The organism is Actinomadura alba (assembly GCF_014323705.1).
Lineage (GTDB): Bacteria > Actinomycetota > Actinomycetes > Streptosporangiales > Streptosporangiaceae > Actinomadura_C > Actinomadura_C alba.
The window spans coordinates 49,220-75,953 of record NZ_JABVEC010000006.1; the positions used below are offsets into that span (position 1 = coordinate 49,220).

28 protein-coding genes and 1 tRNA gene are annotated in these 26,734 nt (G+C 69.2%); 23 read left to right on the forward strand and 6 right to left on the reverse strand.

All coding sequences use genetic code 11. The annotated features are described in order from the left end of the window. Positions 1-93 precede the first annotated feature (93 nt). Complete coding sequence (locus HKK74_RS10185) at positions 94-813, reverse strand: class I SAM-dependent methyltransferase (protein WP_187242888.1); 720 nt, start codon at positions 811-813, stop codon at positions 94-96. 78 nt (positions 814-891) lie between these two features. After that, the gene (locus HKK74_RS10190) at positions 892-1,476 is read right to left on the reverse strand and encodes a helix-turn-helix domain-containing protein (protein ID WP_187242889.1); all 585 of its coding nucleotides are present in this window, start codon (positions 1,474-1,476) and stop codon (positions 892-894) included. Positions 1,477-1,524: 48 nt separating this feature from the next. Between HKK74_RS10190 and HKK74_RS10195 the strand changes: the two genes are divergently transcribed. Further along, positions 1,525-2,334: a class I SAM-dependent methyltransferase gene (locus HKK74_RS10195; protein ID WP_187242890.1), complete on the forward strand. Its 810-nt coding sequence runs from the start codon at positions 1,525-1,527 to the stop codon at positions 2,332-2,334. 241 nt (positions 2,335-2,575) lie between these two features. Then, complete coding sequence (locus tag HKK74_RS10200) at positions 2,576-3,268, forward strand: hypothetical protein (protein ID WP_187242891.1); 693 nt, start codon at positions 2,576-2,578, stop codon at positions 3,266-3,268. A gap of 652 nt (positions 3,269-3,920) precedes the next feature. Here the strand turns inward: HKK74_RS10200 and HKK74_RS10205 are convergent. Both HKK74_RS10205 and HKK74_RS10210 read right to left on the reverse strand, forming a co-directional pair. Further along, positions 3,921-4,109, reverse strand: a complete 189-nt coding sequence (locus HKK74_RS10205) for a hypothetical protein (protein WP_187242892.1) — start codon at positions 4,107-4,109, stop codon at positions 3,921-3,923. Between the two features lie 549 nt (positions 4,110-4,658). Continuing rightward, positions 4,659-4,730, reverse strand: a tRNA-Arg gene (locus HKK74_RS10210). Positions 4,731-4,844: 114 nt separating this feature from the next. Between HKK74_RS10210 and HKK74_RS10215 the strand changes: the two genes are divergently transcribed. The 14 genes from HKK74_RS10215 to HKK74_RS10280 all read left to right on the forward strand — a co-directional run bounded on the left by HKK74_RS10215 (position 4,845) and on the right by HKK74_RS10280 (position 20,344). Further along, positions 4,845-5,213 carry a response regulator transcription factor gene (locus HKK74_RS10215; RefSeq protein ID WP_312881415.1) on the forward strand — a complete coding sequence of 123 codons (369 nt, stop codon included), beginning with the start codon at positions 4,845-4,847 and terminating at the stop codon, positions 5,211-5,213. A gap of 95 nt (positions 5,214-5,308) precedes the next feature. After that, positions 5,309-6,028: a DALR anticodon-binding domain-containing protein gene (locus HKK74_RS10220; RefSeq protein WP_187242894.1), complete on the forward strand. Its 720-nt coding sequence runs from the start codon at positions 5,309-5,311 to the stop codon at positions 6,026-6,028. Then, positions 6,025-7,416 carry a diaminopimelate decarboxylase gene (lysA, locus tag HKK74_RS10225; RefSeq protein ID WP_187242895.1) on the forward strand — a complete coding sequence of 464 codons (1,392 nt, stop codon included), beginning with the start codon at positions 6,025-6,027 and terminating at the stop codon, positions 7,414-7,416. The genes HKK74_RS10220 and lysA overlap by 4 nt, the downstream gene beginning before the upstream one ends. Further along, positions 7,413-8,729: a homoserine dehydrogenase gene (locus HKK74_RS10230; protein ID WP_187242896.1), complete on the forward strand. Its 1,317-nt coding sequence runs from the start codon at positions 7,413-7,415 to the stop codon at positions 8,727-8,729. The genes lysA and HKK74_RS10230 overlap by 4 nt, the downstream gene beginning before the upstream one ends. 117 nt (positions 8,730-8,846) lie before the next feature. Next, the gene (gene thrC / locus HKK74_RS10235; protein ID WP_187242897.1) at positions 8,847-9,932 is read left to right on the forward strand and encodes a threonine synthase; all 1,086 of its coding nucleotides are present in this window, start codon (positions 8,847-8,849) and stop codon (positions 9,930-9,932) included. Between the two features lie 29 nt (positions 9,933-9,961). Next, on the forward strand, positions 9,962-10,918 hold the full coding sequence (thrB, locus tag HKK74_RS10240) for a homoserine kinase (protein WP_187242898.1): 957 nt from the start codon (positions 9,962-9,964) through the stop codon (positions 10,916-10,918). Between the two features lie 375 nt (positions 10,919-11,293). Further along, entirely contained in the window at positions 11,294-13,471 is a 2,178-nt protein-coding gene (gene rho / locus HKK74_RS10245) for a transcription termination factor Rho (protein ID WP_187242899.1), read from the forward strand. A 290-nt stretch (positions 13,472-13,761) separates the two neighbouring features. Further along, a complete protein-coding gene (locus tag HKK74_RS10250; RefSeq protein ID WP_246491413.1) occupies positions 13,762-15,060 on the forward strand; it encodes a sensor histidine kinase in 1,299 nt (432 codons plus the stop codon). A gap of 160 nt (positions 15,061-15,220) precedes the next feature. Next, positions 15,221-15,928 (forward strand): response regulator transcription factor, encoded by a 708-nt coding sequence (locus HKK74_RS10255; protein ID WP_312881395.1) that lies wholly within the window; start codon positions 15,221-15,223, stop codon positions 15,926-15,928. 156 nt (positions 15,929-16,084) lie between these two features. Next, on the forward strand, positions 16,085-16,306 hold the full coding sequence (rpmE, locus tag HKK74_RS10260; protein WP_187242901.1) for a 50S ribosomal protein L31: 222 nt from the start codon (positions 16,085-16,087) through the stop codon (positions 16,304-16,306). Positions 16,307-16,405: 99 nt separating this feature from the next. After that, positions 16,406-17,452: a peptide chain release factor 1 gene (gene prfA, locus HKK74_RS10265; RefSeq protein ID WP_187242902.1), complete on the forward strand. Its 1,047-nt coding sequence runs from the start codon at positions 16,406-16,408 to the stop codon at positions 17,450-17,452. Between the two features lie 14 nt (positions 17,453-17,466). Then, positions 17,467-18,327: a peptide chain release factor N(5)-glutamine methyltransferase gene (gene prmC / locus HKK74_RS10270; RefSeq protein WP_187242903.1), complete on the forward strand. Its 861-nt coding sequence runs from the start codon at positions 17,467-17,469 to the stop codon at positions 18,325-18,327. Between the two features lie 55 nt (positions 18,328-18,382). After that, positions 18,383-19,363, forward strand: a complete 981-nt coding sequence (locus HKK74_RS10275) for an L-threonylcarbamoyladenylate synthase (protein ID WP_187242904.1) — start codon at positions 18,383-18,385, stop codon at positions 19,361-19,363. Between the two features lie 171 nt (positions 19,364-19,534). Then, positions 19,535-20,344: an SAM-dependent methyltransferase gene (locus HKK74_RS10280; protein ID WP_187242905.1), complete on the forward strand. Its 810-nt coding sequence runs from the start codon at positions 19,535-19,537 to the stop codon at positions 20,342-20,344. Between the two features lie 175 nt (positions 20,345-20,519). Here the strand turns inward: HKK74_RS10280 and HKK74_RS10285 are convergent, their stop codons facing one another. Both HKK74_RS10285 and HKK74_RS10290 read right to left on the reverse strand, forming a co-directional pair. Further along, a complete protein-coding gene (locus HKK74_RS10285) occupies positions 20,520-20,876 on the reverse strand; it encodes a hypothetical protein (RefSeq protein ID WP_222722118.1) in 357 nt (118 codons plus the stop codon). 326 nt (positions 20,877-21,202) lie between these two features. Then, positions 21,203-21,667, reverse strand: a complete 465-nt coding sequence (locus HKK74_RS10290; protein WP_187242907.1) for a hypothetical protein — start codon at positions 21,665-21,667, stop codon at positions 21,203-21,205. A 265-nt stretch (positions 21,668-21,932) separates the two neighbouring features. On the opposite strand from HKK74_RS10290, the gene HKK74_RS10295 reads away from it, so the two are divergent. The 7 genes from HKK74_RS10295 to HKK74_RS10325 all read left to right on the forward strand — a co-directional run bounded on the left by HKK74_RS10295 (position 21,933) and on the right by HKK74_RS10325 (position 26,646). Further along, on the forward strand, positions 21,933-23,081 hold the full coding sequence (locus tag HKK74_RS10295) for a glycosyltransferase family 4 protein (protein ID WP_187242908.1): 1,149 nt from the start codon (positions 21,933-21,935) through the stop codon (positions 23,079-23,081). Between the two features lie 121 nt (positions 23,082-23,202). After that, positions 23,203-23,658: a Cg1360 family ATP-synthase-associated protein gene (locus HKK74_RS10300; protein ID WP_187242909.1), complete on the forward strand. Its 456-nt coding sequence runs from the start codon at positions 23,203-23,205 to the stop codon at positions 23,656-23,658. A 72-nt stretch (positions 23,659-23,730) separates the two neighbouring features. Beyond that, positions 23,731-23,955, forward strand: a complete 225-nt coding sequence (locus HKK74_RS10305; protein ID WP_187242910.1) for an AtpZ/AtpI family protein — start codon at positions 23,731-23,733, stop codon at positions 23,953-23,955. Between the two features lie 154 nt (positions 23,956-24,109). Next, a complete protein-coding gene (gene atpB / locus HKK74_RS10310; RefSeq protein ID WP_312881396.1) occupies positions 24,110-24,910 on the forward strand; it encodes a F0F1 ATP synthase subunit A in 801 nt (266 codons plus the stop codon). Positions 24,911-24,994: 84 nt separating this feature from the next. Next, on the forward strand, positions 24,995-25,231 hold the full coding sequence (gene atpE, locus HKK74_RS10315; RefSeq protein WP_187242911.1) for an ATP synthase F0 subunit C: 237 nt from the start codon (positions 24,995-24,997) through the stop codon (positions 25,229-25,231). A 36-nt stretch (positions 25,232-25,267) separates the two neighbouring features. Beyond that, positions 25,268-25,828, forward strand: a complete 561-nt coding sequence (locus HKK74_RS10320; protein ID WP_187242912.1) for a F0F1 ATP synthase subunit B — start codon at positions 25,268-25,270, stop codon at positions 25,826-25,828. Further along, positions 25,825-26,646: a F0F1 ATP synthase subunit delta gene (locus HKK74_RS10325; protein ID WP_187242913.1), complete on the forward strand. Its 822-nt coding sequence runs from the start codon at positions 25,825-25,827 to the stop codon at positions 26,644-26,646. The genes HKK74_RS10320 and HKK74_RS10325 overlap by 4 nt, the downstream gene beginning before the upstream one ends. The last annotated feature ends 88 nt before the right edge of the window (positions 26,647-26,734 follow it).

Sequence of the window (26,734 nt, forward strand, 5' to 3'; positions counted from 1 at the left end):
TTTGCCTTCCACGACGAGGCTTGCCAGCGGCCCTGGCCAAGATCGCTCACTTTGGTGCGATGCGTTCCTGGGTTTGTGCGGCGTGCGCATCGGTCAGGGCGTGCGGGCTTTGCGGGCGAGGACAAGCCGGTACCGCGGGCTGCCGTCCTCGCGTTGGCCCAGGGCCGTCAAGGGGACTGTCGTCACGGTGAATCCGGCTGCTGTCAGGTCGTTGCGGACCGCGTGCAGCGGGCAGGTGCGGTAGTACATGACGAACGGAGGACGCCGCACGGCATTCCGGACCCGCATGGCCAGGTCGAATCCGAGCAGCGCCCAATACCAGCCCGACATGAGGGGTGGCGGCGCGCCGATCGGGAAGGCGAAGAGCCCGCCGGGCCGCAGCGCGCGGTACACCCCGGCGAACAGCGCGGGCCGTTCGGCGGGCAGGAAGTGTCCGAGCGCTCCGAAGGTGACCGCGAGGTCGAAGGTCTGGGCGAAGGGCAGGGCCCGAACGTCGGCCTGTACCCACTGGGCGTCCGGGTGTGCTCTGCGCGCCTGGGCGAGCATGCCGGTGCTGAAGTCGACGCCCGTGACCGGTCCTTGGCACAGGGTTTTGAGGATCCACATGCCTGCGCCGGTGCCGCAGCACACGTCCAGTCCCTGGCCGAACGGCCCGAGCGGACGCAGAGCGTCGGCGGTTGCGCCAAGAACGCTCTCGGGGGTGCGAAAAGGCGTGTGGTCGAACTTCGGAGCGAGCAGGTCGTAGCCGCGCTCGACCGAGGACAGCGCCTGGATCGCCAGTTCACGCAGAGACGGACCTTGAGGCGAGAACACGGGCCAAGAGTACTTCTCGGACGCCCAGGCGGGCTGTCAGCTCCGGCTACGTGTGCCACTCAACGGGCGCCACCCGAATCACCCACCCTCGGCCTGTTGCCTCGCCGGCCCCAGGTGGGTGCGCTCCCCATCGTGGTCGAGGATGCACAGGATCTCAGCCGCGCCGTCCTGCGCGCCGAACGCGTGCGGCACCATCGTGGAGAACTCCGCCGCCTCGCCGGTCTCGACGAGGATCGTCCGCTCACCTAGCTGCAGCACCACGGTGCCGGACAGCACGGTGAACCAGTCCCGGCCCGGGTGCACCCGCAGCTCGGTGGGGACCGGCCGGGTGACCCGCAGCTTGGCGGCCGTCACGCCGTGCGGTGCGCCCTCTCGCGCTAGCAGCCAAGTGGTGATGCCACGTGTCTCGTCTCGGTGCGGGCGGATCACCACGTCGTCGTCGGCGTCCGACTCCACCAGCTGATCGAGCGTAGTGCCCAGCGCCCGGGCGATCGGCGCCAGCTGGTCGAGGGCGATCCGCCGGTGGCCGGTCTCGATCCGGCTCAGCGTGGACGGACTCAGGTAACAGCGGGCCGCCAACTCGTCCAGCGACCAGCCGCGTGCCACCCGCAGCCCCCGGATCCGCTGCCGGACGAGGGAGTCCAGCTCACTGTCTTGCTTCATACGCAAGATGCTATGCCATGTGCGCAAGGCAAGGGTAGCGTCTACGGCATGGCACATTCTCATCTGGCCGAGATGCTCGACCTCGACGCCGACGTTCTGCACGAGTTTCACCGCGACGTGATCACCTGGGTCGGCTCGGTGACCCCCGCCCGGTCGCGCATCATCGACCTGGGTGCGGGCACCGGCACCGGCGCCCTTGCGTTGGCCCGGCAGCTGCCGGATGCTGAGGTGGTCGCGGTCGACGTTTCCGAGTCGATGCTCGAACACCTCCGGCACAAGGCCAGCGCGCTCGGCGTCGCCGACCGGATCCACACCGTCCAGGCCGACCTGGACCAGCTCTGGCCGCCTCTCAGCCCCGCCGACCTGGTCTGGGCGTCCGCCTCGCTGCACCACATGGCCGACCCCGGCCGCGCACTCACACAGGCGCTCGCGACGCTCCGCCCGGGCGGCGCGCTCGTGGTCACCGAACTGGACTCGTTCCCCCGATTCCTCCCGGACGAGGCCGGCGCGGCTCTGGAGGATCGCTGCCATGACGCCCTCGCCGAAATCCGGGCCGAGGCGGGGATGCACATGGGCGAGGACTGGGGCGCCCGCCTGGCCGAGGCCGGTTTCATCGTCGAGGCGGAACGACACTTCGACATCGCACTGCAACCACCGCTTCCCGCCGCCACCGGCCGCTATGCCCAGGTCTCCTTGCAGCGCATGCGGCACGGTCTCGACGGCCGCCTCGACGCCGGCGACCTCGCAGCCCTTGACGCACTCGCGGCCGGCGTACCCGGCCGCGACGACCTCACGGTCCGGGCCACTCGGACGGTCTGGCTGGCCCGGCGCCCAGAAGAGAGCCAAGTCCCCCAGTAACACTTGGTGATCTCGGTGTGAAACGGCCCTGGAGAGGACGGCCACCGCCCGATGATCGACGTTTGCGAAAGGGTCTGTGCGGTCGCGGTGCCCATGCCCATGTCGTGTGCGGCGACTCCGACCGTGACATCGCCGTTGCTGGTCAGCGTCGCCGAGTTGCGGACGTCTGGCGTTCCTGACTCCCGTCCTGGAGGCCGCCGAAGGCCCACTGGACCGCAGGACACGGGCGCTCGCCGCGTTCGTGGCCGGGATGCTGGTCGAGGGCGACGAAGACCTGCTGCGGATCACGGTCGCCGCCGAGCCCGGCGGCCCGGCGCTGGACGACGAGATTCACCTACTGGTGCGGACGTGGCGGGGAGACACCGCGCGGCTGGCCGTGGCTCCTGCCGTGGCCGTGCCGCCGGAGCGGGACGACCCGGAGTCGCACGTCGCGTGCCTCACCACGTTGCTCAGTGAGTTCCTCTACATGAACAACAACAACCAGGTGACGTTCGAGGTGACCTTCAGGGCGCATGACCTGCCCGCCTCCGCCGACCCCGAGGCCGCCGACGCCGCTTTGCGCGCCGCGCCGCCTCCGATCGACTGGGAGTTCACCGAAACCCCCGAGGAGGAGGCGGACGGCTTTCTGCGGCGGCTGAACGGTGATGACCTGGAGGCCGTCCTGGCCGCCTCCGAGCGCGCGATGATCGAGGACGCCTGGGGGCTGGCGATGCACGACGACTCGCCACCACAGGACCCCGGCGACCATCTCGTCCACTGGCTGTTCAAAGACCTGCTCGACACCGTCCGCGCCGAGGTCACCGGCGACACCGGCGGCGCGCCACGGCTCGCCTACGGCGCGGGGCTACCGCTGGAGCTGTCCGGGGAGGGGGCCTGCCTGGTTCTGATCGGCCCGGAGCGGACCGCCGTCATCGATATCGACGACGGCTACTGACCGGCCCCGGTGACATGACCCTCCCGCGCGACGTGGCCGCGCGGCCGAGGCGGTGGCCGGAGCGCTGCCGCCCTTGATGGTCAAGACGATCACTGGTTCGAGCAGATGGACGCGGCCCTTGGCCGGTAACCCAGAGCCCCGGTTCCGTACCGGGCTCTTTTGTTGGGGCTGACCTACGACGATGGCGTACGAGCCGTTCCGCAAATTCCGTGAACCCCGACATCTGGCGGCGTCTGGCGGCGCACGGTTACGTAGACGCGAATCCCCGGAGCCTGGCGTTTCCGCTGGTCGTCCGGGGTTTGGCTGATCTTGAGGTGCGCCCCCTGCAGGATTCGAACCTGCGCACTCGGCTCCGGAGGGCGTTGCTTTGCTCGGCGGGGATCAGGGCCTTGACCTGAGCTAGAGCATCGCCGTGCGGACTCTTCCGCTTGTGCCGTTCCGTGCATATTCCGGATCATGGCTCTGCGCGCTGTAAACAGTCCTTGACGGGTATTTCGCGCACGACGATGCTCATGGGATGTTGGTCTGTCCAGTGTGCGGCCGTGAGATCGATCCAGACGGCCCGGGAGTTGGCTCCTACCCGATCGATCGGAACGACATTGCTGGCGAGTGGCGCGCCTACTGGATCCCGTTTATCTACGATCTGCGAGCATCACCTAGCCGCCTCGTTCATCCCGAGTGCTACGCCCAAGAGCGGGATGTCGCTGCCCTCGTCGCCCTGTTCCATCGAACAGATGAAGAGCGCCGCGCACAGCAGTGACACCACCGTTGATGCATCGATGCCGACAGGCAGCACCCTCAACCCCTGACAGACCTTGCGGCGGCGGGCTTGATCGGCCATCCCGGAGTTGGAACCCCCGCCGGAGGCATGTAAGAACCTCAACCCGATACGTGGGGAGCGGGGCTGCCGTCCAATGCCGTAGGCATCCCGGAGGGGCGAGTGTGCGAGTTGGCCGGCGGCCCTGCGGTGGTGAATCGGTGGCGGCGGTGCGGACCCGGTGATGGCGGTCAGAGCGGGCGCGGTCGGCGCGGTTGCTCGGCGGGCGATCGGGCGGTCCGGCGCGTAGGGACCGGCGCCCACGCCGCACGCCCGGAGCGACGGTGCCGGGCGGCCGGTGCGGCGGCGCGGCGCGCGGCCGCTCTTGACGGTCAAGATGATCATTGGTTCGAACGGATGGACACGGCCCTTGGTCGGTAACGTAGAGCCCCGGTTCCGCACCGGGGCTCTTTTCGTAGGGCTGACCTGGGCGGATGTCGCCGGAGCCGTTCCGCATATATTCCGGGAACGACGACACGCGGCGGCGTCTGGTGGCACATGGCGGCATATATGCGAAACCCCGGAGCCTGGCGTTTCCGCTGGTCGTCCGGGGTTTTGGCTGATCTTGAGGTGCGCCCCCTGCAGGATTCGAACCTGCGCACTCGGCTCCGGAGGCCGATGCTCTATCCCCTGAGCTAAGGGGGCTGGCGCGCAAGAAGGTTACCAGCTATGAAACGCCGACGCGCACCTGGTTATTCGCCGTGCGTTCCGGGAGCCGACCGGCTAGCTTGGGTGGCCGTGACGGATCCACTGGGACGGGTGCTGGTCGTCGACGACGACGAGGTGATCCGGCAGCTCATCGCCGTGAACCTCCAGCTTGAGGGCTTCGAGGTCGAGACCGCTGTCGACGGGCAGGACTGCCTCGACAAGGTGATCGCGGTCGATCCCGCTGTGATCACACTCGACATCATGATGCCCCGGCTGGACGGCTGGGTGACGGCGGTCAAGCTGCGTGAGGACCCCGCCACGAGCCATATGAAAGTGGTCATGATCACTGCTCGGGCGCAGGATCACGACATCCGGCGCGGTCATGAGATCGGTGTGGACGCCTACGTCACCAAGCCGTTCGACCCGGCCGAGCTCATCCGTACGGTTCGCAAGCTCGCGGGTGCCGGTCCTCACAACTGAGCGGCGCCGGACGGCCGGCGCGCGGGCTCTCCACACGCCCCGACACGGAGTCATCGCGGCCGTTGCCCACATGGTGGTCGGATAGTCTCGCGAGAGTGACCCCAGCCGATGTGGGCGGTGCCGTCCTCGCCGCGGTGGCCGCCGCGCGAGACGCCGGTGAGCTCGCTTGCGCTCCACCGAGCGACGCCCTGTTGACCTGCGCGAACGGGTCGTACGGCACACCGCTCGCGCTGCGCCTCGCCGCGGCCGAGCGCAGACCGGCTCATGAGGTCGCCGAGCTGATCGCCAAGCGCCTGCCGCTGCGGGCCGAGGCCACCGGGGGGTTCCTTACGATCAAGGTCTCGGGGCTCGCGGAGAGCATCGCGGCCGACCCGGGCTACGGCCTCGCCGCCGTGCCGCATCCGGACGCCACCTGGCCCGACCGGCCGCGGACCTTCGACAACCCGGGTTTCCGGGTGCGCTACGCCTACGCCCGCGCCGCGGCCGTTCAGCGGCGTGCGGGCGCGCTGGGGGTCGTCCCGGGACCGCACGAGCCCGGCGACCCGCTTGAGACCAGGCTGCTGGACCTGCTGGCGGAGCTGCCCGGCCGGGCGGCCCAGGCCGTACGCGAGAGCGACGCGGGGGTTTTCACGCGGCATCTGGAGCGGGTCGCGGACGCCTACCACGACGTGTACGAGCGGTGCCCGGCGCTGCCACGCGGCGACGAGAAGCCGGACGCCGCGCACGGTGGCCGCCGGACGCTGGCCGAGGCCGTACGGATATCCATTGGAAACGGGCTTCAGATGCTCGGCGAGAATCCGAGAGAGAGATTTTGAGTAGGGCTCACCCGGCGGGATCGCGGCACGCGGACATCCTGCCCGAAGACAACCCGATGCCGCCGCCCGAGGACCTGAACGCGCTGGCCCCGGCGGTCTGGCCGCGCAGCGCCAAGCGCGACGAGGGCAGCCTGACGATCGGCGGCGCCGACGTCCGCGACCTGGCGGGGGAGTACGGCACGCCGCTGTACGTCCTCGACGAGGAGGACTTCCGGGCCCGCTGCCGGGAGTACCGGGCGGCGTTCCACGACGGCGACGTCCACTACGCCGGCAAGGCCTTCCTGTGCGGCGCCGTGGCGCGCTGGATCGACGAGGAGGGCCTCGGCCTGGACGTCTGTTCCGGCGGCGAGCTGGCGGTGGCGCTGGCCGTGGACTTCCCTCCGGAGAAGATCACGCTGCACGGCAGCAACAAGTCGATCGCCGAGCTGACCAGGGCACTGGAGGCCGGGGTCGGGCGCATCGTGGTCGACTCCTACGAGGAGATCGCGCGTCTCGGTTTCCTCGCCGACAAGCTCGGCAAGCGGCCCAAGGTCATGGTCCGGGTCACGACGGGCGTCGAGGCGCACACCCACGAGTTCATCGCGACGGCCCACGACGACCAGAAGTTCGGGTTCGCGCGCAGCTCCGGCGCGGCGCTCGAGGCCGTGCGGCGGACCCTGGAGCTCACTCAGCTCGAACTCGTCGGCCTGCACTCCCACATCGGCTCGCAGATCTTCGACACCGACGGGTTCGAGGTCGCCGCGCACCGCGTCGCCGAGCTGCTCGTCGCGATCAAGCACGAGCACGGTGTCGACCTGCCCGAGCTCGACCTCGGCGGCGGGTTCGGCATCGCCTACGTGCCGGGCGACGACGCGCCCGATCCCAAGCGCCTCGCCGACAACATGCGCCGCATCGTGGCCAAGGAGTGCGAGTCGTACGGCCTGGCGGTGCCACGCCTGGTCGTCGAGCCCGGCCGCGCCATCGTGGGTCCGGGCGGCATCACGCTGTACGAGGTCGGCACGATCAAGGACGTCGAGGGCATCCGCACCTACGTCTCGGTGGACGGCGGCATGAGCGACAACCTCCGCACCGCGCTGTACGGCGCCGAGTACACCTCCGTGCTGGCCAGCCGCGTCTCCGAGGCGGGCCCGATGCTCAGCAGGATGGTCGGCAAGCACTGCGAGAGCGGCGATATCGTCGTCCGCGACCTGTGGCTGCCGGATGATCTCGCGGTCGGCGACCTCGTGGCGGTCGCCGCGACCGGTGCGTACTGCCGATCGATGGCCAGCAACTACAACTTCGTCCCGCGTCCCGCGGTCGTGGCCGTACGCGACGGCGCGGCCCGGGTGATCGTTCGGCGCGAGACCGAGGACGACCTGCTGCGGTTGGACGGGGAGGTAACACGGTGAAACCCGGGGGAGCGCTCACAGTCGGGTTGCTGGGCTGTGGTGTCGTCGGCACCGAGGTCGTACGCCTGCTGCGGGAGCAGGCCGACGATCTCGCCGCCAGGATCGGCGTACCGCTCCATCTGGGCGGCGTGGCGGTACGGCGGCTGGACAAGCCCCGCCCGGGCGTCGACCCGGATCTGCTGACCACTGACGCGGTCGGCCTGGTGACGCGCGACGACATCGACATCGTCGTCGAGGTGATCGGTGGCATCGAGCCCGCGCGTGGCCTCGTGCTCGCCGCGATGAAGGCCGGCAAGGCGGTGATCTCGGCCAACAAGGCGCTGCTGGCCGAGGACGGCGAGACCCTCTTCGGAGCGGCGCGTGAGTACGGCGCGGACCTCTACTACGAGGCGTCGGTCGCCGGGGCGATCCCGCTGCTGAGGCCGCTGCGTGAGTCGCTGGTAGGCGACCACGTGCACAAGGTCCTCGGCATCGTCAACGGCACCACGAACTACATCCTCGACCAGATGGACACCCACGGCGCCGGGTTCACCGAGGCGCTGGAGGAGGCCCAGACGCTGGGCTACGCCGAGGCCGACCCGACCGCCGACGTCGAGGGTTTCGACGCGGCCGCGAAGGCGGCCATCCTGGCCCAGCTCGCCTTCCACAGCCCCGTCCGGGCCGCGGACGTGCACCGGGAGGGCATCACCGAGGTGAGCGCCGCCGACATGGCGAGCGCCCAGGCGATGGGCTGTGTGGTCAAACTTCTCGCGATCTGTGAGCGGGTGCCGGCGGCCGACGGCAACGGCCGCAATGGGCGGGGCGTGTCGGTCCGCGTCTACCCGGCGATGATCCCGCGCTCCCACCCGCTCGCCAGCGTGCGTGAGGCGTACAACGCGGTGTTCGTGGAGGCCGAGTCGGCCGGGCGGCTGATGTTCTACGGCGCCGGTGCCGGCGGCGCGCCGACCGCCTCGGCGGTGCTGGGCGACCTCGTCGCGGTGGCCCGCAACAAGGTGAACGGCACGCGCGGGCCGGCCGAGACGACCTACGCCGCGCTGCCCGTGCTGCCGATGGGCGAGACGATCACCCGCTATCACGTGCAGCTCGACGTCGCCGACCGGTCCGGCGTGCTCGCCCAGGTGGCCGAGGAGTTCTCGCGGCACGGCGTGTCGATCCAGGCCGTACGGCAGGAGGGGCACGGCGACGACGCGCAGCTCGTGATCGTCACCCACCGGGCCGACGACGCCGCGCTCGCCGCGACGGTCGCGGGGCTCAGCGGGCTCGACATCGTGCGCAACGTCGCCAGCGTCATGCGAGTCGAGGGCGACGACTAGGGAGACGACAAGGGCGACGACGGCGAGGTGTCCGCCATCTGGGATCGATGGGCGCCCACGCGCCTCGGCGTCATAGACTCGGCGCACAACCTCGCAGGTCATCCAAGGGGGACCATCGTGAACGCGACCGCCGTCCGAGCGTGGCGCGGGCTTATCGAGGAATACCGCGAACTGCTGCCGGTGACCCGGGACACGCCCGTGGTGACGCTGCTCGAAGGCGGCACGCCGCTGGTCCCGGCGCAGAGGATCTCGCAGCTCACCGGATGCGAGGTCTACCTGAAGGTCGAGGGCGCCAATCCCACGGGTTCCTTCAAGGACCGTGGCATGACCGTGGCCATCAGCAAGGCCGCCGAACAGGGCGCCAAGGCGGTCATCTGCGCCTCGACCGGCAACACCTCGGCCTCCGCCGCGGCCTACGCCGTACGGGCGGGCATGACGTGCGCCGTGCTCGTGCCGCAGGGCAAGATCGCGATGGGCAAGCTGGCCCAGGCGCTCGTGCACGGCGCCAAGCTGCTGCAGGTCGATGGGAACTTCGACGACTGCCTCGAACTCGCCCGCAAGCTCGCCGCCGACTATCCGGTGGCCCTGGTCAATTCGGTCAACAAGTATCGCCTGCAGGGGCAGAAGACCGCGGCGTTCGAGATCGTCGACGCGCTCGGCGACGCCCCCGACGTGCACTGCCTGCCCGTCGGCAACGCCGGCAACATCAGCGCGTACTGGATGGGTTACCAGGAGTACGCCGCGTCCGGCATGGCCTCCCGCAGGCCGCGCATGCTCGGCTTCCAGGCCAGCGGCGCCGCGCCGATCGTCCGCGGGCACCCGGTGGCCAAGCCGCAGACGATCGCGACCGCGATCCGCATCGGCAACCCGGCGTCATGGGACCTCGCGATCGTCGCCCGGGACGAGTCCGGAGGGGCGATCCAGTCGGTGACCGACCGGCAGATCCTCGCCGCCTACCGGCTGCTCGCCCGCGAGGAGGGCGTGTTCGTCGAACCCGCGTCGGCGGCCGGAGTCGCCGGCCTGTTGCAGGCCGTCGAGGCGGATCCCGGTGCGGAACCCCTGGTTCCCCGTGGCTCGCGCGTCGTGTGCACGGTGACCGGGAACGGCCTCAAGGACCCCGACTGGGCGATCTCCGGCGCGCCCGCGCCGACGACCGTCCCGGTCGACGCCCACGCCGCCGCCTCGTCCCTGGGACTGGCGTGACAGGTGCGGCACATCGGGAGTGGGGTGACGTGCCCGCACGGGTCCGGGTGCGGGTCCCGGCGACCAGTGCCAACCTCGGGCCGGGTTTCGACTCGCTCGGCCTGGCGCTGACGCTGTACGACGACGTCGAGATCGAGCTCGACGGTGGCGGCAAGCTGTCCATCGAGGTCTCGGGCGAGGGCGTCGAGGTCGCCGACCGCGGCGAGGAGCACCTCATCGTCAGGGTGCTGCGCCGCACGTTCGATCTGATCGACGAACTCGCCCCGGTGGCCTCCGATCGACCGTCCGGCCTACGGCTGAGCTGCGTCAACCGGATCCCGCACAGCCGTGGCCTGGGCTCGTCGTCCGCGGCGATCGTGGCGGCCATCAGCGCCGCCCGCGCCCTGCATCCGTACGGGCGACTGCTCGACGACGGCGGTGCGCTGGCGCTCGCCACCGCCATCGAGGGCCACCCCGACAACGTCGCGCCCTGTCTCGCGGGCGGCCTGACGATCGTCTGGACGCCCGATGACGGGCCCGCGGTGCCCGGCGCCGACCCTTCGGCGCGCGCGCCCCGGCTCGTACGGCTCGATCTCGACATCGAGGTGATCGCGTTCGTCCCCGACCAGCGGCTGGCGACCGAGCGGGCCCGCGGACTGCTGCCGGACGTCGTGCCGCACGCGGACGCCGCCGCCAACGCGGGGCGGGCGGCACTGCTGATCGCCGCGCTGACGCGAGGGCTCGGGCCCGAGACACTGCTCGACGCCACTGCGGATCGGTTGCACCAGAACTACCGTGCTCCGGCCATGCCGGAGTCCGCGGCTCTCGTCAAGAATCTGCGCGACGCCGGGGTGGCCGCGGTGATCTCCGGGGCGGGTCCGACTGTCCTGGCCTTCACATCTGCGTCACGGACTGATTCGATCGGTCCAGAACTGGGTACTTCGTGGCACAAACACCGGCTGAACGTCGACCCCCACGGCGCATGCGTTCAGCTCGACGGTTCGTGACACGCGAGATTGACCTCTGAGGAATAGCAGTGTGCCCCGGTGATGTTAGGCTGATTGCAGCACCAGATGCCCCGCCCGGGGCTGTGTGCTCGTCAGCCACGCATCGCCCGGCCGACCTGTTGGTCGTGTCCGCCCCGCGCACGTGGTTCCCCGACACCGAAACTTCCCGTTGTCTGGCATCCCAGCAAAGCTTCGGACGTAACGGAGTCGGGGGTCCGCACGAGCGAACCGTCCCGACAATCTGGCTGTGCCCAGACATCGCCGATGGCGACCCCATCGTGATCGGCGGAGCACGATTCGGCGCCCCCGCCGGATCGCACCACCGGGTTGCCTGGCCGACGGAGGCCAACACCCGCTCCCTGGGAAGGACCCTTAGTGAGCGAATCCAGCGAACTTCTTACGGACGCATTGAGCACAGTAGGTGACATCGAGCCCGTACCCGCAGGCGCGGAGCGTGCCGCGCCCCGGCGCCGCCGGACCGGCACGGGTCTGTCCGCCATGGTGCTTCCCGAGCTCAAGGCGCTGGCGTCCAACCTCGGCATCAGTGGAACTGCCGGGATGCGTAAGAGTCAGCTCATCGCGGCAATTCAGGAAAAGCAGGGCGGCCAGGACAAGCACGGGCAGAGCTCGGCGGGTGGCGAGCAGGGAGCCGTCGCCACGTCCGTCCGCGTCTCTGACGTGAGTGAGACGGCGGCCGTACCGGCCGGCGTGAGTGGTGCGAGCAGTGCTGTCGGTGCCGTCAGTGCTGTCGGTGTCGGTGTCGGTGGTGCCGGCGGTACGAGCGGCGCCGTGGCGACCGAGACCGCCGCAGAGGCGACCAACGCCGCGCCCGCCGAGGCGGTCAAGGAGACGGCCACCAAGGAGCGGTCGAGGCGGGGCCGTGCGGCCGCCGCGCGGCGCGCCGACGACGGTGACGAGCAGCTCGCCGTGGACGACAAGTCCGGTGCTCAGACCGACAGGTCTGGTTCTCAGACCGACAGGTCCGGTGCTCAGACCGACAGGTCCGGTTCTCAGGCCGCCAGGTCCGATGAGGGCGAGGGCGGCGGCAGCCGCGACGGTGGCCGCCAGCGCGGCCGCGGCGGGCGCGATCGCGGCGACAACCGCGAGACCCGGGGCGACCGCGGTGACCGCGGCGACCGTGGTGACCGCGGCGACCGTGGTGACCGCGGCGGCGACCGGGGCGACAGGAGCGAGCGCGGAGACCGCGACAGCCGGGGCGAGCGCGGAGACCGCGACAGCCGCGACAGCCGGGGCGACCGGGGCGAGCAGGGTCAGCGCCGCGGGCAGGGCCAGGGTGGCGACTCCTCCGACGACGGCGACGGCGGCGGCCGCAACCGCCGGGGTCGCAGGTTCCGTGAGCGGAACCGCGGCGGCCGCGGCGGGCGTGAGCGCTACGAAGAGCCGGTGATCAGTGAGGACGACGTCCTGATCCCGGTCGCGGGCATCCTGGACATCCTCGACAACTACGCCTTCGTCCGGACCACCGGCTACCTCCCCGGGCAGAACGACGTCTACGTCTCGCTCGCCCAGGTGCGCAAGAACAACCTGCGCAAGGGCGACGTCATCACCGGCGCCGTCCGGCAGCCGCGCGATGGCGAGCGGCGCGAGAAGTTCAACGCGCTCGTGCGTCTCGACACGGTCAACGGCATGGAGCCCGAGCAGGCCAAGGGCCGCGTCGACTTCAACAAGCTGACCCCGCTCTACCCCCAGGAGCGGCTGCGCCTCGAGTCCGACCCGGGCATCCTGACGACCCGGATCATCGACCTGGTGTCGCCGATCGGCAAGGGCCAGCGCGGCCTGATCGTCTCGCCGCCGAAGGCCGGCAAGACGATGGTGCTCCAGTCGATCGCCAACGCGATCACCAAGAACAACCCCGAGTGCCACCTGATGGTCGTCCTGGTCGACGAGCGGCCGGAAGAGGTCACCGACATGCAGCGGTCGGTGAAGGGCGAGGTCATCCACTCGACCTTCGACCGGCCGGCCGAGGACCACACCACGGTCGCCGAACTTGCCATCGAGCGGGCCAAGCGCCTGGTCGAGCTCGGCCACGACGTGGTCGTGCTGCTCGACTCGATCACCCGGCTGGGCCGCGCCTACAACCTCGCCGCCCCGGCGTCGGGCCGGATCCTGTCCGGTGGTGTCGACTCCACGGCGCTCTACCCGCCCAAGCGGTTCTTCGGCGCCGCCCGCAACATCGAGAACGGCGGCTCGCTGACGATCCTCGCCACGGCCCTGGTCGAGACCGGGTCCCGGATGGACGAGGTCATCTTCGAGGAGTTCAAGGGCACCGGCAACATGGAGCTGAAGCTCAACCGTCAGCTCGCCGACAAGCGGATCTTCCCGGCGGTGGACGTCGACGCGTCCGGTACCCGTAAGGAAGAGATCCTCATGGCGCCCGAGGAGCTCAAGGTCACCTGGCAGCTGCGCCGGGTCCTGCACGCGCTCGAGATGCAGCAGGCGCTGGAGCTCCTGCTCGAGAAGATGCGGGAGACGAAGTCGAACGGGGAGTTCCTGCTCCAGGTGCAGAAGACGACCGTCTCCGACGATCGCTGATCACACGTACGACCAGATCACGCGTATAGCCAGATCATCCGCACGACCAGATCACCGGACGGCGTCCCGGCCTCAGACGAGGCCGGGGCGCCGTCCGTGCTGCTGCCGGGCGGGCCGGGGCGCCGGTCGGGCGTGCGCCGAGAGGTGGGGGTAGCCCCACCCCCGACAGGGCGGCATGCTCCATGGCCGCAGAGGCCCTCGTCCACGAGTCTGGAGCCGTACGGTTGGCACGGGTGTGAACGACCGGGATGTGATCCCGGATCCCCCGTCGAGATGGGCGGAGCGCGCGGATGACGACGATGACGGCGGTCGAGACCAGATCGTGGAGACCGTTGCGGATGGTGCGCGATCCGCTCACCTGGCGGGCGGCGCTCTACCTGCAGGTGAGCATGGGGCTCGGGCTCGCCTGGTTCGTCTTCCTCACCGTCGGCATCTCGCTGTCGGTGGGCCTGATGATCATCTGGGTCGGATTCCCGCTGGCGGCGCTCCTGATCACCATCGTGCGGGCCGGCACGGTCCTCGAACGCGCGGTGATGCGGGCCGCGTTCGGGGCCAAGATCCAGGATCCCTTCCGCCCGTTGCCGGAGGGCCACCTCTTCCGCAAGCTCCGGGCGCTCGTGGTCGATCCGGCCATGTGGAAAGGCCTGGGCTACTTCGCCGTACTGTTCCCCATCACGCTGATCGAGTTCGTCATCTCGACCGCTCTGTGGTTCGTCGGCGGCGTCCTGCTGATCGCCCCGGTCCTGGCGCTGTTCACCCGGGTCACGATGGACTTCGGCGGTGACACGCGACTGATCGTCGATCAGCCGCTCGAAGGGATCCCGTTCACCCCGGTCGGCGCCGCGGTGGTCCTCGCCGCGTTGTACGTCACGCGGGTCATGGGGACCACCCACGCGACGCTGGCCGGCCTTCTGCTCGGCCCGGGGGCCGGGCAGGCGGAGAATCAAGTGCTCCGTGCCCGCGCGGATCACCTGCAGGCCAGCCGGGCCCGTGGCGTCGACGCCGCCGAGTCGGAGCGGCGCCGCATCGAGCGGGATCTGCACGACGGGGCCCAGCAGCGGTTGCTCGCGGTGGCCATGGACATCGGCCGGGCCAGGGCCAAGCTGGACGAAGACCCGGTGGGCGCCCGCGCACTGATCGAGCAGGCGCACGCGGGCACCAAGGAGGCCATCAGCGAGTTGCGCGACCTGGCCCGGGGGATCTACCCGGCCATCCTCACCGACCGGGGCCTCGACCCGGCACTGTCCGGGCTCGCCGCCCGCGCTCCCGTGCCGGTCGAGGTCGAGGTGGACCTGCCGGACCGGCCGCCCGCGGCCGTGGAGAGCATCGCCTACTTCATCGTCGCCGAGTCGCTCGCCAACATCGCGAAGTACGCCCGCGCCACCCGCGCCTCCATCAAGGTCAGCCGGGACGACCACTGGGTCATCGTCGAGATCAGCGACAACGGCGTGGGCGGAGCGATGGCGAGGCGCGGCGGAGGCCTGGCCGGGCTGGCCGACCGGGCCGCGACGATCGATGGGATCCTCACCGTCAACAGCCCCCCCGGCGGCCCCACGGTGATTCGCGCGGATCTCCCCTGCACTTGGTGACCTCGAACTTCGTGGCCCTGTACCTGGTAGCGCTGTACCTGCTTGCCCTGCGGGCTCCCGCCCGTGGTCTCGCAGCCGCCCGCCCCAAGGCCCCACAAGGGCCGCGGACGACTGCGAGATCACGGCGGAGGGGTGCACGGGTTGCTCTATGGTGGGCACCGTGCGCGTCGTCATAGCGGAAGACTCGGTGCTGCTGCGCGAGGGGCTCGTACGCCTGCTGGCCGACGAGCAGATCGAGACGGTGGCAACGGTCGGAGACGGGCCCGGGCTGATCGGCATCGTGGCCGAGCACCGGCCCGACCTGGCGATCGTCGACGTGCGGATGCCGCCGTCCTTCACCGACGAGGGCCTGCGGGCGGCGCTGGCCGTACGGGAACAGGTGCCGGGCACGCCCATCCTGGTGCTCTCGCAGTACGTCGAAGAGCGCTATGCCACGGATCTGATCGGCGGCGGCGCCGAGGGCGTGGGCTACCTGCTCAAGGAACGCGTCGCCGAGGTACATGAGTTCATCGACGCCGTACGCCGGATCGCCGCGGGCGGCACGGTCATCGACCCCGAGGTGATCGGCCAGCTGCTCGGGCGGCGGCGCAGCGGCGACCGGATGGATGCGCTCACCCCACGCGAGCGCGAGGTGCTCGGACTGATGGCCCAGGGCCGGTCCAACGGCGCGATCGCCCGTGATCTCGTCGTCACCGAGGGCGCGGTCGAAAAGCACATCTCCAACATCTTTCTCAAGCTGGACCTGCCGCCGGCCGAGCAGAACCACCGCAGGGTGATGGCCGTACTGGCTTATCTCGGCCGCGCCGAGGGGCCCGTGGCGGGCGGCGGACCCGGCGCGGCCGGGGCCGGCGACCGGCGCCAAGGTTGATCGTCCACCCGGGCACGGGTTCTGGGAATGGGCGGTGAGCTCGGCACGTTTGCGTATCTGGCACACTGATAGGGCAACCGCTGCGGTACCGGTTCACGTCCCTGAGCATCACCCGATACGGGGCGACCCGGCGACCGCCACGAGCGAGGAGACTCCGTGAAGCCTGACATCCACCCGGACTACGTCGTCACGACCGTGACATGTACGTGCGGTAACGCCTTCGAGACCCGCAGCACCGCGAAGAACGGCGTGATCCACGCCGACGTGTGCTCCAACTGCCACCCGTTCTACACGGGCAAGCAGAAGATCCTGGACACCGGCGGTCGCGTTGCCCGGTTCGAGCAGCGCTTCGGCAAGAAGGCCGCGGGCAAGAAGTAGTCGCAGCCAGACGCCGGCCGGTGGGCGGCAAGCCCTCCGGCCGGCGTGGCGTCTGTCCTCTTCGGTTCAGTCACGCACGGACGCGGGCAAGGACCCACTGTGAATCTCGACGATCTCATCAGCGAATACGCCGACATCGAGCAGTCGTTGGCCGACCCGGCAGTGCACGCCGATCAGCAGAAGGCGCGCACGCTGGGCAAGCGGTACGCGCAGCTACGGCCGATCGTCGAGACCCACCGCGACCTGCGGCAGACCGGCGAGGACCTCGCCGCGGCACGCGAGCTCGCCGTGGAGGACGAGACCTTCGCCGCCGAGGCGACCGAGCTGGAGAAGCGCGTAGAGGAGATCGAGGACCGGCTCCGCAAGCTGCTGGTGCCTCGTGATCCCAACGACGACAAGGACGTCATCCTCGAGGTCAAGGCGGGGGAGGGCGGCGAGGAGTCCGCGCTGTTCGCCGGTGACCTGCTGCGGATGTACCAGCGCTACGCCGAGCGGGTCGGCTGGAAGACCGAGATCATCGACGCGCACCCCTCGGATCTCGGCGGATTCAAGGACGTCACCATGTCCGTCAAGGGCAGGGCGGGCGTCTGGGCCGGCATGAAGTACGAGGGCGGTGTGCACCGCGTGCAGCGGGTACCGGTCACCGAGTCCCAGGGGCGCATCCACACCAGCGCCGCAGGCGTCCTGGTCTCGCCCGAGGCCGAGGAGATCGACGTGCAGGTCGATCCGAACGACCTGCGTGTCGATGTGTTCCGGTCCAGCGGCCCGGGCGGGCAGAGCGTGAACACGACCGACTCGGCGGTCCGCATCACCCACCTCCCGACCGGCATCGTGGTGTCCTGCCAGAATGAGAAGAGCCAGTTGCAGAACAAGGAGCAGGCGATGCGCATCCTGCGCGCGCGCCTGCTCGCACAGGCTCAGGAAGAGGCCGACGCGCACGCCGCGGCCGAGCGCAAGAGCCAGGTGCGCACGGTCGACCGGTCCGAACGCGTCCGCACCTACAACTACCCGGAGAACCGCATCTCCGACCACCGCGTCGGCTACAAGGCCTACAACCTCGACCAGGTGCTCGACGGTGATCTGGGCAACGTGATCCAAGCGCTGGTCGACGCCGACATGGAACGTCGGCTCGAGGAGCGGGAATAGAGCAACCCGCGATCATGAACCTGCTGCTGGACGAGATCGCCCGGGCCACGGCACGCCTCGCCGAGGCGGGCGTCGCCTCGCCACGGGCCGACGCGGAAGAGCTCGCCGCCGCCGTCCACGGGGTCCGGCGAGCCGAACTGCACGCCGTGCCCGACGGCGCGTTCGACGCCCGGTTCTGGGAGGGCGTGGCACGGCGTGAGGCGGGCGAGCCGTTGCAGCACATCACCGGCCGTGCCTTCTTCCGCTACCTCGAGCTCAAGGTCGGGCCCGGGGTCTTCGTGCCCCGTCCCGAGACCGAGGTCGTCGCCGGCTGGGCGATCGACACTCTCCGGGACATGGACGTCACCGACCCGCTGGTCGTCGATCTCGGCACCGGCTCCGGTGCGATAGCGCTGAGCATCGCCCAAGAGGCCCCGAGAGCGCGCGTGCACGCCGTTGAGCGGGACCCGAAGGCCTACGTCCACGCCACGCACAACATCGAGGAACTGGACGACAGGGGACGGGTACGGCTGCACCTGGCCGACTTCTCCACGGCGCTCGGCGACCTCGACGGCACCGTCGATCTGGTGATCAGCAATCCGCCGTACATCCCGATGAGCGAGTGGGAGTACGTCCCGCAGGACGTACGCGATCATGATCCGCCGGACGCCCTCTGGGGTGGTGGCGACGACGGCCTCGACGCGGTCCGCGTCGTCGAACGCACGGCGCGGCGGCTCCTGCGGCCGGGCGGATATGTCGCGGTCGAGCACAGCGATCTGCAGGGCAACGCCGTCTACTGGGTCTTTCCCGAAGAGAACGGCTGGCGGGATGTGCGCAACCGGCGCGATCTGACGAACCGGGACCGTTTCGTCACCGCACGGCTGGGCGCCGAGTGACCCGGCATCCGGACAACCGTAAGAGCACGGCGGACAGGTGGGAGAATAGGCGATCGTGAGCCGACGTTATGACTGCTCGGAGCCGATGGAACGGACCCGTGGGATCGCCGAGGCCGTCTCGGCGGTGCGTCGCGGCGAGCTCGTCGTGCTGCCGACCGACACGGTGTACGGCATCGGCTGTGACGCTTTCACCCCGAGCGGGGTGACCGCGTTGCTCGACGCGAAGGGGCGCGGCCGTGAAATGCCGCCACCGGTCCTGGTCGGCTCGGTACGCGCGGCCACCGCGCTGATCGACGATCTCGGTACCTACGGGCAGGATCTCATCGACGAGTTCTGGCCCGGCGCGCTCACACTGGTATGCCGCGCCAACCCCAACCTCGCCTGGGACCTCGGTGACACCAAGGGCACCGTTGCCGTCCGCATGCCGATGGATCAGCTCGCCCTGGAGCTGCTCAGGGAGACCGGCCCGATGGCCGTCAGCAGCGCCAACCTGAGCGGGGCCGAGGCGGCACGCACCGCCGAGAATGCGGAGAAGCAGCTCGGCGACGCCGTGGCGGTCTACCTCGACGCGGGGCCGTCCGGGGAGGGCGAACCCTCGTCGATCATCGATCTGACCGGCCCGGTGCCGCGCCTGCTGCGCGCCGGCGCCATCCCCGAGGACAGGCTCCGAGGGGTCTGCGGCGTCCTGCTCGTCGACGACGATGACGACGATGAGGACAAGGAAGAGAACGACGTCACCTCTGACGCGGCGGTCGGCGAGGACACGCTCGCGGAGCCGCCGTCCCTCCGTAAGGACGACGTCGGCGAGGCTCCCGACCTGCGCAAGGACGACGCCGGTGAGGCCCTCGACCTGCGCAAGGATGGCGAAGCAGGCTCGGCGCCTTCCTTGCGCAAGGATGCCGCGGACGAGAAGTCGAACGACCAGGACGGTTCCGACTTGGGCGCCGGCGAGACCGACCGGCCCGGTCCGGAGCCGTCCCTGCGTAAGGAGCCCGGCGACGAGCCGCCGGGCGCAGCCGACCCGGACAAGGCCTGACCGGCGCTCCAAGGAAGCCCCGTCCGTGGCGGGGCCGTCCCTTCTTCGTCCGGCGGCGGGTGCCATGGATAAGGCACTACGGTTGAATTTGGCACAGGGTGGCGGATTCGGTGGGAATATGACTGTTGCCCGGATTCCCCACCGTGCTCGCGTCTGAACAGGAGCCCCCTGATGGCCGAAGAGATTGCGCCCGATTTGATCGACGTTACCGTGCCCCAATCGGCGCGGATCTGGAATCACTGGATGGGGGGCAAGGACAACTACAAGGTCGACCGAGAGGCCGGTGACGCCTATGCCGCGATGTTCCCCGGCATCAGGGACCTGGCCAAGGCGTCTCGTCAGTTCCTCATCCGGACCGTGCGGCACCTGGCTCGCGAGGAGGGGATACGGCAGTTCCTGGACATCGGTACCGGGCTGCCCACGATGCAGAACACCCATGAGGTCGCTCAGTCGGTTGCTCCGGACGCCAAGATCGTGTACGTCGACAACGACCTGATGGTGCTGGCGCACGCCCGGGCGTTGCTGGTCAACACCACCGACGAGGGCGTGACAACTTATATCAATGCCGACTTGCACGAACCCGAGCGGATCGTCGCCGACGCTCGCAACGTGCTGAACTTCACCGAGCCGATCGCGGTCATGTTCATGGGCGTGCTCGGCCATGTCACCGAGCTCGATGACGTGAAGTCCATCGTGGCCCGGGTGATGCAGGCCGTGCCGTCCGGGTCCACCCTGACACTGTGGGACTCCACCGCCACCTCCCACACCGGCGAAGGGTTCACCGACGCCCAGGAGGGCTACGACGACACCGGCGCGGTGCCTTATGTGCTGCGCAGCCCAGCGGAAGTCAGCCAATGCTTCGAGGGCCTGGAGATGCTAGAGCCGGGCCTGGTGCCGCTCTCCCTCTGGCGGCCGGACCAGGTCGACATCGGTGACGTCAAGCCGGTGGACGGCTATGGGGCCGTCGCCCGCAAGCCGTAATAGCGGCAAGCGGCTTCGTAGCAGCTCGTGGGTAACTACCAGGCAGTACCCGGTGTTGCCTGGTGGACCTTCCGGTCGACAACGCTGAGGAAGGTCCACCGCCCGGGGGCTCGAGCAAAGGAGAAGGGCCCCGCCGTGGCGGGGCCCTTCTTGTCGTTCAGCCGGCGATCAGCGGTCAGTAGATCCGCTTGCCCTTGCCGTAGGAGTACTTGCCTGCCTTGAGGCGGCATTCCTGTACGTACAGGTGGCCGGTCCTGGACGAGGACATCTTGATGCTGGCCTTGCCGCTGCCGTCGAAGTTGCCCCCGCTGGACGTGACGATCCTGAAGGTCGAGTACACGCCGGTCGTGCCGGGCTCGGTGAACAGGAACCGGACGCAGGCGGTGTATCCGTCCCTGCGATAGTCGCTGACGGTGCCCCTGACGGTGACCATCCTGCTGTCCTTGGTGTAGGTACCCGTCGCGCCGACGTTCGTGTACCAGTTGTACGGAGTCCACGTGCCGCTTGCCGCGCTCGCGGGAACCGCCGTCATGCCCACGACCACACCCGCGCCCGCGAGTGCTGCCCCGATTTTGGTAATACGCCGCACTTGCCCCTCCAAGCTCAAATATCTCCGGAATGCCCGGTGACTGTAGCAGGGCTAAATCATGAAGATCCTCCAAATTTCCGCGTCCGCCTGGTACCGGCTCGCCTGCGGAACCGGGCGCGGATTCTTCGCGTCCAACGGATGGGCGGGACGTGCTGGAAGCATCCGGCGAAATGCCCGCAAATCGGATATTCAGCGGCTTTCTGGCTCGATACTGAGGAGGGTTCCGGGGTCTATGTGGTGTTCGTCACGCGGCGCCGGCCCGGGCGCTGCTAGCCGGGTAGGCAGGGCGTGACGCCGTCCAGTACCAGGGCGGGCTGCCGGCCGCCGCGCAGCCGTACGGTCAGGGTGACCTCTGGCAGGTCGCGCGCCATGGTGAAGGTCCGGTCGCGGCCGGTGGGCGGGCGCTCGAGCCGGTAGCCCCGCTCGCGGATCATCTCGAGGGTCACGTCGGCCGCGTGATCGAGGGTCACACTGGTGGCGCCACCGCGCCGGAGCGGGACCTGGCCACGAAAGATCCTCTGGGCCTGCCCGTTCGCGCATGGGCGGGTGACATCGGCCAAGACCGCAGGGGTGGCGCCGGGGACGCCGAGGCGTTTGGCGCCGTCGTCGAGCACCGACCGGGTGTCGGCCTCGAGCTGTTGCGCGGACTCCGACAGTACGGGAGCACGGGCGCAACCGATGAGCAGCGCTTGGAGGACCAGTCCCCCGACCAGTCCACGCGCCACGGTGGACACGCCGGAAGTTTAGGGAATGCGCCGTACGACCTGCAGGGAATCCCGAAGAGTAAGCGAATCGTCACCCTGGGGTCACCCTGGCGCGGGTGGTTCGCCGACGCACGACGGAAACCTTGATCATCTGGTGCGTCCGGTGTCCGTGGAGGGTTTCGGCGGATTAGAGTTCAGGCAGATCTTTCGGCCCGGCGAACCGGACTATGGTCGCGGGCATCCACATCTATGGCGGTATCGGCCTCTGTCAGGGGACGAGGGGAGGGCGCGGCGCGTGCGGGAATATCTGCTCATCAGCCTCACTGCCGCCGTGGTCACCTACCTGCTCACCCCCGCCGTGCGGCTGTTCGCGGTGCGCTTCGGCGCGATGACCGAGGTACGCGACCGTGACGTGCACGCGATCCCGACACCGCGGCTGGGCGGCCTGGCGATGTTCGGCGGGATGGTCGCGGCGCTGATCGTGGCGGCCCAGCTCCCGGAGATGCGGAAGGTCTTCCTGTCGAACGACACCGGGCGGGCGCTCCTGCTCGCCGGCGGCCTCATCGTGCTGATCGGCGTCGCCGACGACCGCTGGGGTGTCGACGCCCTCACCAAGTTCGCGGGACAGGTCGCCGCCGCGGGCCTGCTGATCATGAACGGCGTCCAGTTGCTCTGGTTGCCGACGCGCAGCGGTGAGGTCCTCTCGCTTCCTCCGGCGTACGGGGTCCCGCTCACCGTCTTCATCGTCGTCGCGACGATCAACGCGGTGAACTTCGTCGACGGCCTTGATGGACTGGCCGCCGGAGTCGTCGGCATCGCGGCGATGGCGTCATTCTCGTACGCCTATCTGATCTCGGCGACCAACGGGCTGAAGACGCTCACCGGCGCGGCCCTCATCACCGCCATTCTCATGGGAATGTGCGCGGGATTCCTGGCGCACAACTTCAACCCGGCGCGCATCTTCATGGGCGACACCGGGTCGATGCTGATCGGTCTCATGCTGTCCGCGTCCACGATCATGCTGACCGGTCAGTTCGACACGGCGATCGTGGGCAACTACAACCTCTTTCCCGCCTTCGTGCCGCTCCTCCTGGTCCCGGCCGTGATCACCGTGCCGTTCATCGACATGTCACTGGCCGTCTGGCGCCGGACCAACCAGGGACGTTCCCCGTTCGCGCCCGACAAGCAGCATCTGCATCATCGGCTGCTCGAACTCGGTCATTCGCACCGCCGGGCCGTGCTCATCATGTATTTCTGGGTGGGACTGCTCGCCTCGTGTATGGTCGGTCTTTCATTCGTCCGCTCGATGCCGCTGGTGTTCGGCGTCACTGGGGCGGTCGCGGTCGCCGGCGTGGTCGGGATGATCGCCGTGCCTCGGCTGCGCGCCTCTCGTGAACCCGCTCCGGCGGAGGTACTCGTGGAGCAGCCTCGGCAGCCGGTCTGATCCGCGGGGCTGACAGTGGGGGGCGGAAGCCTCGCATCCCACGCAATTCGGACGTCCTGGACGCTTGTGATATCTTTCACGAACAACAGGCGAACACAAAACGTAACCACCCGGAGCCCACATGCAGTCTTCCGACGCCCGGATCCTCCGCGGCGCCGCGATACCGGCTGGCCTGGTCGGTGTGGCCGCCGTTCTGCTCGCTCTGCCGCTGACCGGCTCGAAGGGCGCCGTCGGCGCGGCCATCGCCACCGTCGTCGTGCTCGGTTTCTTCACAATCAGTCACGTCGCGGTCGGCCTCGCGGCCAAGGTGTCGCCGCAGACGATGATGCTCGCGGCGCTGTCGAGTTACGTCCTGAAGATCCTCGCCGTGATGTTGCTGATCTCGGTGCTCGACGGCGTGACGATCTGGAACCCGAAGGTCTTCGGATGGACGGTCCTCGCGCTGATCGCGGCCTGGATCGGCGGTGAGATCCGTACCACCCTCAAGACCCGGACGCCGTATGTCGACGAGTCTGGCGAAACGCCTGGTGATGCCGCTTCGGAAGTGTCCGAGGCGCCCGCCGACCGGAGCCGATGATGGTGTTCGCGTCCTCATCGGACTACTCCGATATGACCATCCACGGCATGGCCTGCTATCGTCCGGAGCGCGATGAGCGAGCAGAAGCGACCGCCCGAAGACGACGGCCGCGACTTCGCCGACGCCGCCTGGTCAGTCCCCAGCTATCTGCTGTCAGGGATGATCATCTGGGGCGGTGCCGGCTGGTTGTTGAGCCGGTGGACGGGCGTGGACATCTTCACCCCGATCGGCCTGATCATAGGCGTCGGACTCGCCGTCTACCTGGTCTACATCAAGTTCGGCAAGTTCGACGGCTGATCCCCCTAAGGGTGGTCACGCTGCCGGAGAAGAAGTCCTCGTCATCCATCTCCACGCTGAAGGGAACGCCAGTGCGCGAGCGCAGCGAGCGGACCGATAGGCACGGCCACGCGACGCGTGCACGCCGTACCGAGCCACTGCGCGAGGTGAAGCCGTGAACCCGCTGTTGGCCGCCGCCCCCGCGGGGGGCGGTGAGGAGTTCCAGGCTCCCGGTCCCGAGCTCTTCGAGTTCCCGCCCCTGTTCGCGGGCGGTCCGGAATGGCTCACCAAGCCGGTCCTCTTCGCCGTCGTCGGCGCGCTGCTGGTGTGCGCGGTCGCCTGGAGCGCCTTCGCCAGCCCCAAGCTGGTGCCCCGGGGCATGCAGAACCTCGGCGAGGTGGGTTACCTCTTCGTCCGCGACCAGGTGGCCCGCCCCTTCCTCGGCAAGGACTCCGACCGCTGGATGCCGCTGCTGCTGTCGCTGTTCTTCCTGATCTGGACCTGGAACATCATGGCCGTCGTGCCGGTCGTCCAGTTCCCGGTCGCCTCGCACATCGCCTTCCCGGTGGTGCTGGCGGTCAGCGTCTATCTGCTGAAGATTTATCTGGGCATCAAGAACCAGGGCTTCAAGCGCTACTTCACGGACATGATCCCCAAGGGCCTGCCCCTGCCGACCTACTTCCTGCTCGTCCCGATCGAGTACCTGTCGACGTTCATCCTCGCGCCGTTCACGCACGCGGTGCGACTGTTCGCCAACATGTTCGCCGGTCACGTCATCCTGGCGTTCTTCAGCCTCGTCGGCTTCTGGTTCCTCTTCGAGCAGCCGACGATCAAGGGCGTGCCGCTGGGCATCGCCGGCGTGATCATGACCATCGCCATGACCGGGTTCGAGATGTTCATCCAGTTCCTGCAGGCCTTCCTGTTCACGATGCTGGCCGCGATGTACATCGGCAGCGGACTGCACGCGGACCACTGAGTCTCCACCGGCTCCGCACAGCCAGACCAGTCAGACCAGACCAGACCGGTGAACTTCACCGGCCGACAGAAAAGGAAAGAGCGAATGCTCGCTGAAGCACTTCCCGTCCTGGCCGCGGTCGAGGGACACATCGGCGCCATCGGATACGGCCTGGCCGCCATCGGCCCGGGTATCGGCGTCGGCATCATCTTCGGCCAGGGCGTGAACGCGATCGCACGGCAGCCCGAGCTCACCGGTGTCATCCGCACCAACATGCTGCTCGGCTTCGTGCTCACCGAGGCGCTGGCCCTCATCGGTCTTGTCGCGCCTTTCATCTACTAAATGACGCGAAAGAATTCCTGACGGAGGGCCGCACACATGATCACGGCAGCTTCGCTGTTGGCGGCGGAAGGGAACAACCCGCTTATTCCGCACACCTATGAGCTCGTCGTCGGCATCTTCTCCTTCGCCGTCGTCGTCCTCGTCGTCGGCAAGATGCTCGTACCCCGGATCCAGAAGACGCTCGAGGAGCGTACGGAGGCGATCGAGGGCGGGCTGAAGCGGGCCGAGAGCGCTCAGGCCGAGGCGGAACAGACGCTGGAGCAGTACCGGTCCCAGTTGGCCGAGGCCCGGCACGAGGCGGCACGTTTGCGTGAGCAGGCGCGCGAGCAGGGTGCCCAGATCATCGCGGAGATGCGCGAGCAGGCGCAGGTCGAGGCGCGGCGCATCACCGAGTCGGCGCAGGCGCAGATCGAGGCCGAGCGCCAGCAGGCGCTCACCCGGCTGCGCGCCGAGGTGGGTGAGCTGGCGGTCGAGCTGGCGAGCCGGGTCGTGGGCGAGTCCCTCGAGGACGAGGCCAGGCAGCGCCGCACCGTGGACCGCTTCCTCGAGGAGCTCGAGGAGCGCACGCGGACGCAGGCGGGAGAGCAGGTCTCGTGAGCACGAGCGGAGCGGCCAGCAGGGCATCGCTGGCCGAGGCCGTGGAACGGCTGGAGGTCATCCTTTCCACGGCCGAGCTGGCCACGCTGGGTGAGGAACTGTTCGGCGTCATGCGCCTGCTCGATCGCGAGCCGGCGCTGCGCCGGGCCCTCTCCGACCCCTCGCGGGACGGGGAGGAGAAGGCGCAGCTCGTCCGGATCCTGCTCGAAGGCAAGGTCGGCGAGCCGGCCCTCGAGCTGACATCGGACGTCGTACGGCAGCGCTGGTCGCGGCCGCGCGAGCTCGCGGACGCTTTCGAGAGGCTGGCGGTGATCGCCGAGGCCGCTCGGGCCGAAGCCGAGGGCCGGATCGACGATCTCGAGGACGAGATCTTCCGGTTCGCGCGGATCGTCGAGCGGGAGCCGGCCCTGCGCAACGCGCTGACCAGCCCGCAGCTGCAGCCCGAGCGGAAGCGGGAGCTGGTGGTCGCGCTGCTGGACGGCAAGGTCACGGCTTCGGCGCTGCGGTTGATCAGCGAGGTCGTGACAGGTCCACGGGGACGTAGCCTTGAAAGGGCGCTGGCAGAGTACGGCCGCCTCGTGGCGCAGCGGCGTGATCGCTTGATCGCGCTGGTACGCACGCCCACGACCCTGAGCGAGGAGCAGCGGACACGGCTCGTCGCGACGCTGTCGGCGGCCTACGGACATGACGTATACCTGAATATCCAAGTCGACCCCGGCGTCCTGGGCGGTATATCCGTGCAGGTAGGGGATGAGGTAGTCGACGGCACGGTGGCCAGGCGCCTGGATGACGTCCGGCGCCAGATCACGGCGGGCTGACGAGCGAGTGGAGCCGGCGATGCCGAAGCGTGAAACCACGCGAAGGCGTCGCCAGCGACGTGAGTGAGGAAGCGGGGCGCGACGGCGA

What these genes read in the sequence shown, in the direction of transcription:
- HKK74_RS10190 (WP_187242889.1), bottom strand. Translation starts at nt 1,476, where the DNA reads ATGAAGCAAGACAGTGAGCTGGACTCCCTCGTCCGGCAGCGGATCCGG.
- HKK74_RS10195 (WP_187242890.1), top strand. Translation starts at nt 1,525, where the DNA reads ATGGCACATTCTCATCTGGCCGAGATGCTCGACCTCGACGCCGACGTT.
- HKK74_RS10205 (WP_187242892.1), bottom strand. Translation starts at nt 4,109, where the DNA reads ATGGCCGATCAAGCCCGCCGCCGCAAGGTCTGTCAGGGGTTGAGGGTG.
- HKK74_RS10250 (WP_246491413.1), top strand. Translation starts at nt 13,762, where the DNA reads ATGACGACGATGACGGCGGTCGAGACCAGATCGTGGAGACCGTTGCGG.
- prmC (WP_187242903.1), top strand. Translation starts at nt 17,467, where the DNA reads ATGAACCTGCTGCTGGACGAGATCGCCCGGGCCACGGCACGCCTCGCC.
- HKK74_RS10280 (WP_187242905.1), top strand. Translation starts at nt 19,535, where the DNA reads ATGGCCGAAGAGATTGCGCCCGATTTGATCGACGTTACCGTGCCCCAA.
- HKK74_RS10285 (WP_222722118.1), bottom strand. Translation starts at nt 20,876, where the DNA reads ATGACGGCGGTTCCCGCGAGCGCGGCAAGCGGCACGTGGACTCCGTAC.
- HKK74_RS10300 (WP_187242909.1), top strand. Translation starts at nt 23,203, where the DNA reads ATGCAGTCTTCCGACGCCCGGATCCTCCGCGGCGCCGCGATACCGGCT.
- HKK74_RS10305 (WP_187242910.1), top strand. Translation starts at nt 23,731, where the DNA reads ATGAGCGAGCAGAAGCGACCGCCCGAAGACGACGGCCGCGACTTCGCC.
- atpE (WP_187242911.1), top strand. Translation starts at nt 24,995, where the DNA reads ATGCTCGCTGAAGCACTTCCCGTCCTGGCCGCGGTCGAGGGACACATC.
- HKK74_RS10320 (WP_187242912.1), top strand. Translation starts at nt 25,268, where the DNA reads ATGATCACGGCAGCTTCGCTGTTGGCGGCGGAAGGGAACAACCCGCTT.